The organism is Oligella ureolytica DSM 18253 (assembly GCF_000373745.1).
Lineage (GTDB): Bacteria > Pseudomonadota > Gammaproteobacteria > Burkholderiales > Burkholderiaceae_B > Oligella > Oligella ureolytica.
In genome coordinates, this window is sequence record NZ_KB892306.1 from 13,897 (window position 1) to 27,437 (window position 13,541).

11 protein-coding genes and 1 tRNA gene are annotated in these 13,541 nt (G+C 37.9%); 2 read left to right on the forward strand and 10 right to left on the reverse strand.

The window, feature by feature from the left end; all coding sequences use genetic code 11:
- Positions 1-26: 26 nt before the first annotated feature.
- Positions 27-608, reverse strand: coding sequence for a transglycosylase SLT domain-containing protein (locus tag B092_RS0107830; protein WP_169333964.1), 582 nt, complete (start codon positions 606-608; stop codon positions 27-29).
- A 193-nt stretch (positions 609-801) separates the two neighbouring features.
- Here B092_RS0107830 and B092_RS0107835 point away from each other — a divergent pair, with 193 nt between their 5' ends.
- Both B092_RS0107835 and B092_RS0107840 read left to right on the forward strand, forming a co-directional pair.
- Entirely contained in the window at positions 802-1,926 is a 1,125-nt protein-coding gene (locus tag B092_RS0107835) for an AI-2E family transporter (protein ID WP_018574706.1), read from the forward strand.
- A 269-nt stretch (positions 1,927-2,195) separates the two neighbouring features.
- Positions 2,196-2,280, forward strand: a tRNA-Leu gene (locus B092_RS0107840).
- 189 nt (positions 2,281-2,469) lie between these two features.
- On the opposite strand, the gene B092_RS0107845 is transcribed toward B092_RS0107840, so the two are convergent.
- The 9 genes from B092_RS0107845 to B092_RS0107885 form a co-directional block, all read right to left on the reverse strand.
- Positions 2,470-2,685, reverse strand: a complete 216-nt coding sequence (locus B092_RS0107845; protein ID WP_018574707.1) for an acyl carrier protein — start codon at positions 2,683-2,685, stop codon at positions 2,470-2,472.
- Between the two features lie 23 nt (positions 2,686-2,708).
- Positions 2,709-3,908 (reverse strand): MFS transporter, encoded by a 1,200-nt coding sequence (locus tag B092_RS0107850; RefSeq protein ID WP_244870501.1) that lies wholly within the window; start codon positions 3,906-3,908, stop codon positions 2,709-2,711.
- A 57-nt stretch (positions 3,909-3,965) separates the two neighbouring features.
- The gene (locus tag B092_RS0107855) at positions 3,966-6,167 is read right to left on the reverse strand and encodes a TonB-dependent receptor (protein WP_018574709.1); all 2,202 of its coding nucleotides are present in this window, start codon (positions 6,165-6,167) and stop codon (positions 3,966-3,968) included.
- Between the two features lie 55 nt (positions 6,168-6,222).
- A complete protein-coding gene (locus B092_RS0107860) occupies positions 6,223-7,557 on the reverse strand; it encodes an MATE family efflux transporter (protein ID WP_018574710.1) in 1,335 nt (444 codons plus the stop codon).
- Positions 7,557-8,681, reverse strand: a complete 1,125-nt coding sequence (locus B092_RS0107865; protein WP_018574711.1) for a siderophore-interacting protein — start codon at positions 8,679-8,681, stop codon at positions 7,557-7,559. The genes B092_RS0107860 and B092_RS0107865 overlap by 1 nt, the downstream gene beginning before the upstream one ends.
- The gene (locus tag B092_RS13985; RefSeq protein ID WP_018574712.1) at positions 8,678-9,295 is read right to left on the reverse strand and encodes a GNAT family N-acetyltransferase; all 618 of its coding nucleotides are present in this window, start codon (positions 9,293-9,295) and stop codon (positions 8,678-8,680) included. Before B092_RS13985 ends, B092_RS0107865 begins: the two co-directional genes overlap by 4 nt.
- 14 nt (positions 9,296-9,309) lie before the next feature.
- Positions 9,310-10,578 (reverse strand): lysine N(6)-hydroxylase/L-ornithine N(5)-oxygenase family protein, encoded by a 1,269-nt coding sequence (locus B092_RS0107875; protein ID WP_018574713.1) that lies wholly within the window; start codon positions 10,576-10,578, stop codon positions 9,310-9,312.
- Positions 10,568-13,273: a condensation domain-containing protein gene (locus B092_RS0107880; RefSeq protein ID WP_083907496.1), complete on the reverse strand. Its 2,706-nt coding sequence runs from the start codon at positions 13,271-13,273 to the stop codon at positions 10,568-10,570. Before B092_RS0107880 ends, B092_RS0107875 begins: the two co-directional genes overlap by 11 nt.
- A 42-nt stretch (positions 13,274-13,315) precedes the next feature.
- Positions 13,316-13,541 (reverse strand): integrase core domain-containing protein (locus B092_RS0107885; protein ID WP_018574715.1); only part of this gene is annotated, 226 nt, incomplete at its 5' end.

The following is a 13,541-nucleotide window of genomic DNA, read 5'->3' on the forward strand; positions in this document are numbered from 1 at the left end:
ATCCACACTGCGACAATCAAAATCAATCACGGGCGGCAGTGAGCGTACTGAGCACCATAGCGCTCACTTCTTGCTTGTACTGCACTAGCGACACGCAATAACCAAGCCTTATTACGATAAGTGCCACGACGATAGCCGCCCCACCCCTCGTGATAATTCAAATAGAGATGATAAGCATCCCATTTGGAAACACCGTTAAGCCGCTGTGACTTATCAGAATACCAACCGACAAAATCCAATGCATCTGCCATATTAGAGCGGCTGGCGAAAGAACTATTTTCGCGCTTATAGTCACTCCAAACCTCATCCTTAGCCTGTGGATAGCCATAAGCAGAGCTGGCACGCCCCCTTGGAATGAAGCCCAAAAACCACCTTCTCGGTGGCTGTGCATCATGCCTAAAACCGGACTCATGATAAATAATCGCCATGAGAATCTGTGGCGGAACACGCCACTTTTCTTCACTTTTAATGGCCGCTTTGTGCCAACTCGGTTTTTCTTTAAAAATGGCACACATATTGTCAGGCTGAGCCGGTGGCTTACGATTTGAAGCACATGCTGACAACAAAACACTCAATCCAACGACCATTAATAGTCTCATAGAAATCATCATAGTTTGCTTACTTTTTATAGAGAACACATGCCCTAACATAGATATAACCTAATTAATTACTAACAAAGCGGAAGGTGAGTACACTGACCAAATATTCGGATTTTTAAGTACAGTAAATTAGTTAAGTATCTGAAACCCAATTACCATATATAATAAGCTATTAAATACTAGCTAATCTCCAGGAGTGACAATGTCTACAGCAAAAGCCAATCTTAGCTTTTTTGTTGTGTTACTGGTTTTTGTAACCTTTGGCTTTATTGCCACGATTTTACCTTGGTTTGGCTCGATATTCTGGGCGGTTATTTTTACCGTTTTGTTCTTGCCACTACACTCACGCATCTACCGAATGATGCCCCGGTTTCCCAATCTTGCGGCATTAATCACTCTGATACTTTGGATTTTCTTAGCCTTAATTCCATTACTATTAATTACGGGTGCGTTAGTTAGAGAAATTAATATGTTTTATGAGTTGGTCCGTGATGGTCAATTTAATATCGCCACCTACTCCAACGTCATTATTGATAAGATGCCTGATTGGCTACACAACGCCCTAGGTTACTTTGAAATTACCGACCTAAACGATATTCAGTCTAAGGTACAATCATCGCTGGCCAACATCAGTCGTTCAGCAGCAAATCAAGCGGTTGCGCTCGGACAAAATACTGTCTGGTTTTTCGCTGCATTGGGTGTGATGCTTTATGCCATGTTTTTCTTCTTCCGAGATGGCGCCAAATTAGTTGAAAGAATTAAATACACCATTCCATTAACCTCCGAATATCGCAATACTTTATTTGAGCGCTTTACCACCGTCATCAAAGCAACAGTTAAGGGCAATATCCTTGTTGCTATTGCCCAGGGCACCTTAGGTGGTATCATTTTTGCTTTTTTAGGCGTACAAGGAGCCGTGCTTTGGGGCGTCGTAATGGCGTTCCTGTCATTACTCCCGGCCATTGGTTCAGCTCTGATTTGGTTCCCTGTCGCGGTGTATTTTCTCGCCACAGGCGCTATCTTCAAAGGCGTTATCCTCACGCTATTCGGTGTTTTTGTGATTGGCTTAACTGACAATGTACTACGCCCTATTTTAGTTGGGAAATCAACCAAGCTTCCTGACTGGGTCATTTTAATTTCTACGCTTGGCGGCTTAAGTGTATTTGGGATTAATGGCTTTGTGATTGGGCCTCTACTGGCTGCTTTATTTATTGTTTGTTGGCAACTATTTGCTGAAACTCTCGTTGAAAATGACGCCAATGAACTGAGAATAAAAAAAGCACAAACCATGGAAAGACTCAAATACAAAAAGCCTCCGACTCGATAAATTTATTGAAGCTTTTTTGCTACATAACATATTGGTTTTGTCGTTTTTTATAACAAGACAATAAAAAAGCTTGACCAATTAGCAAATAAGAGATAATATTTAATGCTTAGTTAGTTACTAAACTTCTAGTCCTTACTAGCAAAGTAGTAGCTAACTTAACAAGTAGTAAAATTGAGTAGTCAGATTAATTAACCTACCAAATAATAATTAATTTACTCAGCGGCTTACTACATACTTAGGCGCAATGCCTAAGTTTATATTTGTATCGTGCGAGCGTGGCGGAATTGGTAGACGCACTGGATTTAGGTTCCAGCGCCGTGAGGTGTAAGAGTTCAAGTCTCTTCGCTCGCACCACAAAATACATTTAGGATATCAAGCTTTTGCTTTATCGATTGAAGCCTTTACTATTTTTTAGTAGAGGCTTTATTTAATGGCTTTATTTTACGTGCCCCTATCCGTCTTTAGGACCTAATATCGCTAAAATCCGTTACTGCTAGAACCCATTAAATGAATTTCTGAAGAGCAATATCATAAGCTCAAAAATCATGAGTTTAGTAACTGCTCCCATGCTTGGATCGTAGGGTTTTGCATTAAAGCAGCAAAACTGACGGGTCGATTATAACGTTGTGCTATTTGTTCAGTGATGGTCATCAAAGCCAGCGAATGCAAGCCGACAACCATCAAGTTATCCTCAACTGCAATCTCTTCCGGAGCAATCTCCAGCGCCTTGGCCACAATATTAATTAACTCTTCTTGCATTGCCACTCCATATACCTAATTCATCACTCCGAAAGAAAATCCCTACCGTTTTTTCTCGATACTCGTAACAGCAGCACCAACAATCCCCATGCCACGAAACTAGCAACAATAGCACCCACCATGACTACATAGTAACCATAATAATGAGCCAACCTAAGCGCTAGTGCAGAATAGAAAAAACCCAAAAGAACAACAACGCTAATCTGCAATGAAAAAAATGTTGACTTTGACGACGTAATACTCGCCTTATCCATGATAACTGTACTACCTGCTGCTAAAAGCCCTGGCTGTATTAAAGAATACATACCTATTGCAATATAAATGCCGAAGATATCAGCATAGCCTCGAGTCATTGGAAGTAAAGCAAACAAAACAACTGACTGTAAAAACATCAATAGAGCCAATGCCTTTGAACGTCCCAATTTAGATACTAAAGGGATAATCAAGACAGCAGATAAGACACCGACAACAGAACCGAAAATCTTAGTAAGCAATCCTATCTCTTGCGGTGCCCACTCTAAATCAACCAACATGGGATTTAACAATGCATAAGCAGCACTTAACCCCAATGGCATAATGAGTAAAAAACCAAACCATTGCCTATGTGCAGCGATGAATGCTTTAAATTCACCCCATAATTTCACTGGAACGCTGTTTTCTGTAACAAAAGCAATATCCGGTTCACGATAAAACACTATTTGCATAAATGAAAATAAAGTTAAAGCGGCCAACAAGCACAAACTACCACTCCAACCTAAATCTTCATAAAAAATTAAGACAATACCACCACCTGCTATATTCCCTAGGAGATTACCCGCATACTGCACTGCGTTAACTTTTTGTCGCTTATCCTTAGGGAAAATTTTGCAGGCCAATCCATCAACAGAAACATCTTGTATACTGGTAAGCACCGCATAGATAATAAAAAGCGCAAGCACTAAATAAAAATCACTCACAAAGTCAATAAAACTTATCACTATGAGCAAAGAAGTCATGCCTGCCTGCGCAATTAATAGCCAGCCCCGGTACTGCCCTTGGAAAAAAGTTTTCACTTTATCAACCATAATGCCGAAAAAGATCTTAAAAGCGATAGGCAAAGTAACGAGGTAGAGCAGCGATAATTTCTCAAGAGGAAAGCCCAAATGACGCAAAATAACAACTGCGCTCGTCAAAACAAAAGAAACCCCGATGTATTGAGTCATATAGACCATAAAAAACATCATTAATGGTCTATCACTCTGTCGCCAATTCATAACGCTACTCACCTATATCCCTATAATTTAAAATTTAAAGCTGTAGTTCACGCCAAAGGTACGATCCGCAGCTGGATAACCCGCATAACCCGGCATAATTCCAAAAGCATGGTATTCTCTATCTGTTAAGTTTTTTACCCAAAGCAATACATCATGATGCTTACTCTGTAACCCTACAGAAGCGTCAACCACTGCATAGCTACCTAATTTCTGTACATTATCCGGCTGTGCATAACGACTGCCGACATAGCGTAGCGCAACATCACCATGCACTCTCGATTGCCCTAAGAAACCAAGAGGTATTGGATTAGATATATAAGTCAAGGCAATATTGCCGCTAAACTTAGCCGCTTGGGGTAAACGATTTCCGACTGAAGTAATTGTTGTAGACAGACCCGGAACTCTCGTGACTTCAGTATCTAGATAAGTTCCATCTGCTTTAATGGCTACTTGGTCAGTTAATTGGGCAGAAATACCTAATTCGACACCTCGTGTTCTGGTATCTGCATTACCCGTTCCTGTTAAATAAGTTGGATAGACACTTACCGTAACGTGATCGTCCTTTACTTTATTATTAAATAACGCAACATCAAAGCCAAATCGACCGTCACTACTTAAGTACTTAGAGCCAATCTCTTGTGTACTGATCTTGGCAGAAGCATAAGGCTGGTCATCAGTGCCATAAGCAATATTTGTTCCATAATCCGCAAATCCACCAAATTTATTTCCCCAACTTTGCAACACATATAAGCGCCACTCCGGCGTCATTTTAAAGTTAAAGCCTACACGCCCACTGACAAAATTTTCGCTAATCTTATGCTTTTCTGTATAGGATGGTGTTGGTATATCCGGATTTGATTGCCATGTCCCTTGATAATCAAGTTCCTCATGACTATAACGACCTCCGACAATAAAATTCAAAGAGTCGGTAAGCGGTATCGTCAACTCACCAAAAACTGCTTCTGTTTGATAATCAATATCGCGTTCTATCACAGCATTAAATGAATCGTTTCCAACAGGAAAAGGGCCCATCGGAGTATTCATATAAACACCGCGAACGGCATCGTAAGTAAAATCACGTTTGCGTTTCTCAAAAAAAGCACCGGTTACCCATTTAAGGCCACCTTCAGTCTCACCACTGAGCTTAAACTCTTGAGTAAATTGGTTAACTTTTTCATCAATATTTTGTCTATTATTTACCCCGTCCTGATAATAACTATCTAAAAGCGGACGTAATGCGGGCGCAGCATTCAATGCATCGTAGAAAACACCCAACATATCTAAGGGTCTAAGAGGTCGATTAACATTTGCCTCATGATAATGGTAGGCAGTTGTTGACTCTAAACGCCCAAAATCAAAATCGTGTGTATAGCGCAGGGACACACCTGAATTTTCCCTATATGCGCTGTGATTTAAACCACCCGTTTTTGTATGATAAGAAAACGGCTCAGATAAGATAAGGGGTAAGAAATTTTTTCGCTTATCGTAATAAACCGTCAATACAGCATCATTACGATCATTATCATTCCAACGTAATTTGGCTTGTACTGCATCATTCGTTTTATCATTAAGCGGTCTACTTGTATCTGAATCTCTGACATAATCCTCAAAACGTTCAACTTGGCCTGCAATTCTAAATGACCACTGATCTGATAGTGGTACGTTTAACATTGAATAAAGGCCCCAAAGACCTAAATTACCCGTTTTTACACCAACTCGACCCTCAAACTCATTATGAGGGTCATAGGTTTTTACGATGACATTTCCGGCCTCAGACTTTGAACCGAACAAAGTACCTTGGGGACCTTTAGCAATCTCAACTCTTTCCACATCCAATAAAGGACGCGTCAGGCCAGTCTTACCATTACTGACACCATCAATAACAACGTCCACAGAGTTATCATCCATACTCGTATTCGTTAATGAGCCTACCCCACGAATCCAAATTGCAGTTGTAGAAGCGTTATTGCCGTCATGAATATTTAAACTAGGTACTATCGAAAGTGCCTGTAAAACATTATTCATACCTCTGCGCTCTATAACTTCGCTACCAATGACATCAATAGCGAAAGGCGTATCTAAACGGGACTCTTCAATTCCACGGGAATAGACTATGAAAGAATCCAACTCAAAAACTTCAGACTCACTATCCTCAACATCCTGTGCTAGGGTGACGCTGGAATAGATAAATGCGCCAAGTAAAGCATATACAATTCGTTTGTACTTCATAAAATTACCTCTAATACTTAATATCAATATGAGATTGATAATTATTTCTATAAAATTAATTACAGATTATTTTTCTTTTGGAGTTCAATACCAATAGCAAGAAAAGAGCTGTCCCAAATAATCCGAAAGCCATTACTGTCCAAATCGTTGCGACAGAATCAATCGAAATCCACCACCGACTTATTAGAAATAAAGTTGGAATAATCACTAACCAGTAGGCAAGTAAAACCGCAATTAAAGGATTAATAAAATCTTGAAAACCACGCAAAATACCTGAAAGCATCATTTGCACGCTATCAAATATTAAAAAGAGAACAAAGGCATAGATACTCGACAACGCCAGCTCTAAAATCACAACATCGGAGGTAAAGAACCTAATAATAAACGCATAACTAGACGTCACTAAAACCACCATAACGACGCAATACATAACTAACGTCAATAATGCACTGGCTATAACATGACGTATAGCTAGTGCATTTTTAGCTGCGACATATTGAGCCAATTGAATGGTACTTGCATTGCCAATTGCCAAAGGAATCATTACCAAACACATCGCAATACTGATCATCACCTGATGTGCACCAATATGCTTAACGCCCAAGCCCTCAGCAGCAAAAGCAATTAATGCCAGAGCTAATATTTGTAAAACTAAAGCTAGACCTATTGGCAAGCCGTCTTTTAATAGTCCTTTAACTTTAGCGCCAGACACCCTAATATCAGACCATTCACTTTTAGTTACCACAACCTCAGGCAATGACCTCTTTATCATTGCGTACAGCACAAACATAACGATATAAGCACTTAAAGCAGTTCCGATACCACACCCAATACCACCAAGCGCAGGAATACCTAAGCCGCCAAACACAAACCATAAACTCAACAAAAAGTTAAGCAATAAGAGCATTGCTGAAATTAACATCAGAAGAGTTAAACGTTTGTGACCTTCGCCAATATATCGCAGCATAGCTATAAATATTAAGGGCGGAAAAGCAAAAGCGACACAATGTAAATAATTTTTACTTATCGCTGCCACACCTTCATCACTGATAAAATTTCCAATCAAAAAAGCAGCCAAATGTACGACAAGAAACCCCACAATAGACAGCACCACCGCTGCTCGTATCGCTACTGCATATAACTGCTTACTCTCATTCTTATCATTGTTTTGAGCCAACTCGGCAAACTTTGGTACTAAAACATACAGCATACCCACTAGGAAAATAAAAACAGAAGTCCAAACAGCACTACCTAAACCGACAGCGGCCAAATCAATATAATGATATTGGCCTGCTAATAACGTATCAACTAAACCGAGAGAGGCTTGACATAGTTGGATAAAAACCAAGGGGAGTGCCACAACAATTAATTTTCTGTACTCAATGTTCATTACAGCTCCTCTTCTGCCTTAATTGCCCAGTAGCCTTTGATATAGTTTTTCCTACCTTCGACCCCAAACTCATTACGCACATAATGACGCACTGCTTTTGCTTCTTCTCGCTCTAACCCGCCCCATGCTCCATCTAAGTGCTCAATACTGCGTAAAACATCTAGCACCGGTTTTGCCTGTTCTGCCCCTTGATAACGTGCATGATAATAAACTGTTCCTAATGGCTGCTTCAAGTCATCAAAATATGTAAGATCAGCTTTATCCGTATGCAAAACGATAACAATAGGTGGGGTCGGATTCGTCCAAAGCTCAAGGATACCCGCAACGGCAGGATAAGCCGTTTCGTCAGCAATTAAAACATTGATACCTTCAGCTAAATGCTGGTGTCTATCCTCAACTTCAGTACGGCTGAAAATGATATCGCCTTGCTTTAAAGATTTAATCCAGTTACCCCCGGCACTACCACCATGCAAGAACACATCTATACTGCCTAGGGTTAAACTTCCATCCCTATCTTCTTCAGAATGCCGAAGGGTATAAAGCCTGAGATCTTTGTTCAGCGTTTTGACTAACTTCATACGATTCTTCGCATTTAATACACGCAGCATCCAAATTAATAATTTATCGAAAGAACGTAGCACCAGTCCTTTTTTAGAATTTTCAGACGGTTCCTTTTGGGGAGGAGAATCAATTATTTTTAAAATAATGCCATAGGTATAACCTGCATAATACTCAGGCAATGGCGTTGTACTACGTATATAAATACGTAGCATATTTTTACTAGACATGGATTTATCAACGACTTCAAAGAACTTCCTACGATTACTTTGTAGGTTTATTCCTTGTTTTGAGAGCGCGTAATAAGCTAGGTAAAGTATCTTACCTTCTATCGTACCCTTAATAGTAAAGGGGATATAAAGCTCTTCAACACCTCGATCATGGGTTGCTTCAATCAATAACCCCTCTTCGTAAATATCTTTGATTAGTGCAGTCTCATATGGTACGTAGGCACTTTTGCCTCCATAATAATTTGCTATCACCAATAGTTCTTCAGGATGATCCTGATTAATATGCTCAACAATATCTAACTTATCTTCACTCTTAATGAGTGGTGTTCTACTCATTTATTTACCTCCACAGTAGAATGTAAAAAGTAACCATCTGATTCATAGAAGTTTTCCTTACTACAACGAAAAATATTGGCATTTTTTTCGGGAAACACTACAACCGAATCCTTGTAATAAGCATACTTCTCTGCAATTACATGCCACTTCACTCGCACATCAGGCTCAACAATAATTCTGATAGCTTGCGTTTTCAAAAAAACAAAATTGCTTATTGCATAAATAAGTATCTGAGCAAAAGATTTACTCAAAAACGCTCGCTCTCCAATTAATACATGCCAACCCATATCAAATGGCGTCACATTATCGTAATAATTAGCAAGCCTATCTCCAATGACAGCATAAATTTCACAATAGCCGAACGGTACTCCATCGCACGATATGAGGAATAATTTTTGATGTTTATCTTTTGTTGCTTTACCAAAGTAGGTAATCAACTCACTAAGTGGCTTATTTAATTTCCATTGTTCTATCGTATGCTTAGCATTTAACCACTTGTGCAAGAGTGGGATATCAAAGGGATACCTTACTTTATGGAATCCTATCTCAAAGTTCTGTACGCACAAAAAATATTCAGACGGCAAATCTGACGTTATCATTTTTTGTTCTCTCATCTGACCAATCAAATTTACACAAATCTCTGAAAAGTAAACTGCTGGTCTGGCGTATAGTAATCACAATCAAACAATTGATTTGCAATAACTGCATTTCTAAATGGACCCATACTTAAATCTGGCGTAACTACACCATGTTGCTCAAGTCCTACATTTTGAACAAAGATAGTATTTCTAGCATCAATCGTATAATTTTCGGAAACCAATAAATTCCCTTTCGAGTTACGATTTACAACACCATCTAATCCATTCATAAAAGATGGCTCTACACATTCAAAACCTAATGCCAAAATAATGGCCTGCGTGTCTAGCTTAATCTCTTTATCTGACGAAAGACTACGAGCTAAAATCTCCCAATTACTCCCATTTTTCTCCTGATAATCAAGCATCTCTACACCTGGATAAATACTCACTCTATTTTGTAATGTCTCATAATTTTCATAAATGTAATCATAAATTGCTTTTAGCAGGTTTTTATTAATGCCTTTATAAAGTAAATCTTGCTTCTTGATTAAACTTTTCTTCTTGTTATCTGGCAAACCAAAAAAGAAACTCGAATAATCAGGCGTTGTAATCTCTAAGGCTAATTTATTTAAATCCATCGCCATAAAATTGACATCTCGACCTATCCATTGCAATCTATAAGGATTATGCTCAATATCCAACAATAGATCATAAAACACCTCTGCACCACTTTGTCCCGAACCCACCACAGTAATTATGTCGGTACGTTTTAAATCTTCACTACGATAAGAATACTCATTTACTAGACAGTGATTTGGTTCATTATCTTTAAAAAAATCAGGTTTGGCTGACTGGGTGCCAGTACCAAGGACTAGATTTTTTGCTCTAAACTTCTCTGAAATACCACTTACAACATCAACCACATTAAGTTGATATAACTGATTATCTGAGTCGTAGACAATTTCATCAACTCGTTTACCAAAGAACAACCCCTCTTGCTGTTTACTTACCCACAGGCAATACTTGTTATATTCTTCCCGTGAAATATAAAAATTTTCATAAATATAGAAACGATGCAATCTTCTTTCGTTCTTTAAATAATTCAAGAATGAAAATCGACTCATGGGGTCAACCAAGGTGACCAAATCAGCCAAAAAAGGAATTTGTAAGGTAGACCACTTTGGCATAATACCTAAATGCCATCCAAACTCAGGTTTTTGTTCAAAAAATATTTTCTTAATCGAAGGTTTTGCGTCTAATAGGCTTGACAGGCCCAAATTAAAAGGACCTATACCTACACCAGCCACATCATATATCATTACTACTCCAATCTATACTATTAATAACACTTTCTATCTTTGAGGTAGGTTGTATGCTGACGATATTGCTCACCAGACCTTTCAAAACACTGACCAATGGAGCCAAACTTGCTTCGCTATATTTAGTGTTATTAAAATGGATCAAAAAAACTAGCGCCTTCTCATCATTAAGTGGTTCATCAAAAATCTCAAAATGAAGTCCGAATTTGCTTGGCTGAACAACTTGTTCAAGGAGTTCTATGTTTAATAATTTATTCCCAATTTTTTTTCTTATATTTAAAGGATTGGTAGGATGCATTTGGATGTAATACTCGCAGATATTATGAGCTGTTTTTTCTGCAAGCTTTTCAACAACATAAGGAAAAGGAATCTTATTAAATTCACCAATTTCTAAAATATCACTTTGCAACCTGTTCAATAACTCTGAAAAAGTTTCCTCTAGTCTAATATTGACTTTTTGGAGCACAACATTAGTAAAAAAACCTATGGTTTGATGATATTTATAATCTTCTCTGCAAGCCATGGAGGTGCCAACAACAATTTTTTCACCTGCTCCCAACTTATATAAAGACAATGCGACCAGCGCATACACAACTTGAAATAAAGATGTTTTTGTTTCGACAGCCAAATTATTTAACACTCTTTTTTCTTTATTATTAAAAGCAAAACAAATTGGAGTATATTTTTCTGACGTATCTTTTAGATCTACAGCACTTTTCTTTTCATCTAAACAAATAACCAAACCTTTTTCTTCTGTCAAGATTCCTAAGCGCTTTTTCCAGAAACTTAGTCCTTTTGTTAAAATATTTTCCCTATTATTAAATTCCTCAAGAGCAAAATGCACATATTGTAAATTTTTGTTTTTTTTGCTCCATGATTTTTTTACTAAATTTCCATTAAACCTATCTACCAAAAAAGAAATGAACTCATCAATGAAAATTTTTGCCGACCACTCATCAAAAGCTGAATGATAAAATAAGACCGAGAGATAATTACACTCTTTTAATCTAAGATGAGTAACTCTTAAAGGTATATTGCTGATCAAATTAAAACTGAACCCGCCTGCTAAAACAGCCTTTGTTTTAGCCTCCTCCTCGTCATTGCAAAAACTACTGCTAAACCAATATTGTTCCTCTAATTCTTCAGCTGATAATATCCTCTGATATAAGGAATTGTCCTCCTTACCTACCACTATCAAACTTCTTAAAGCTGTATGACGCATAATGATATCAATGAATATCTGACGCAAAATATCCGATTCAATATCCATATTAATTTTAAAAACGAATGGAATATTAAATTTAGTATCTTGACCCAAGTCAGCCTCCCACAAATAACTTTCTTGTAAAAGACTAACAGGATAATTCACACCCGTCTTAACATCACTAAGATCAATTTCAGTTATATCAACAGCTTGGACAGACTTTTTTTCTGTCTCAAAAATATATCCCTGATTCTTTGAAGACAAATGAGTGGAAAGTTCATAAGGTGTCTGATATGCAAATATATCGTTCATCTCCACCTTTAGCCCATATTGATTTTTAAATTTACCGACTGCCAATGTTGCTACTAATGAATGGCCTCCAACATTAAAAAAATTATCGTGTATTTGCCATTTTCTTGGTAAAACCTCAGAGTACACTTGCATCACTAACTTCAATATAGAATCTTTACCATCTATAGTAACAATCTGCCCCTTGCTGATTTCTTGTAAATTCCTAATCTCATTTGGTTTTACACTCAAGAGCTGAACAAACTCTTCCAATAATGAACCTGCAACAAAATGATTTATACCCTCATTTGCTGTAAGTTCAAAACGAATCATTCTTGATTTTTTGTCAAAACAATATGCAAGCATAAAAACATACGGTGACTTAAGTGGTGGGATGTCAAGATAATAAGCTTGAATATCTGACAAATTAATGTACTTCTCAGGCAAGTCAAATGCCGTTACTAAAACAGTAGGTAAAGTATCTCTATTGCTATTTGTGACATTAATTATCTCTTCATAAGGCAACTCATTTATCATGCCTTTTTGAATTTGAGTTTGAATATCTTCCCAATGTGATGAAAAAATGCCGTCACTTTTGCCCGAAACCCTAATAGGCAGTAAATTCCCAGAGCTTTGCAAATTATCAAGCTGATACTCCATTTGAGTATCAGTAATCGGTGTCACGATATCGATATAATTATCACCAACCTTTTTTAATAAAAAAAGACCAAATTCAAATATCAATTGAGCTAGTGTCAAATCACCATATTCAGGTCTTAACTCTTCTAGCTTCACAGTCTGAATATAACGAAATACATCAAGTTCAGAATACATCACATGGCTTTTTTTGAAAGCTTCAACTTTTGCTGTTTTTACTCCTAAAACATCTGGCAAATAAAATCCTGACAAAGGCGTTGAAAACCTTTTCTTCCAGTACGCTTCTTTTTCTGCTTGGGCCTCATACAATCTCTTTGAAAAAATTGGTTTTGCAGCAGGATATCTCACTTTCATTGGTTGCCCAACTTCATTATACGTTTTAGATAAGGTCTCCAAAACAACTGGCCAAGCACTATTGTCCATTAAGATGTGATGTGAATGGATACCAAAAACACACTCGTTACTGTCACCAAGCATAACCAAGTAAAACCTAACAATTGGAGTATGCGCCAAATCAATGGGTTTTATAAATTGCTGCCAAAGCAAAGTTGAACCGCCCCGAGTATATCGGAGAGTGGATTGCTTGAGTCAGGCAACTTTGTCTGACTCAGTAAGACTATCATAGTATCGTCTCTCAAACTCAAAAGGCGACACATAACCAATCGTACTATGAATGCGAGTTTTGTTAAACCAATCGACCCATTCAAGGGTTGCTAATTCAACATCACACGCATCCCGCCACTGCTGTTTTAAATATTCAATCACCTCTGTTTTATAAAGCCCGTTAACCGTTTCAGCCAATGCATTATCGTAT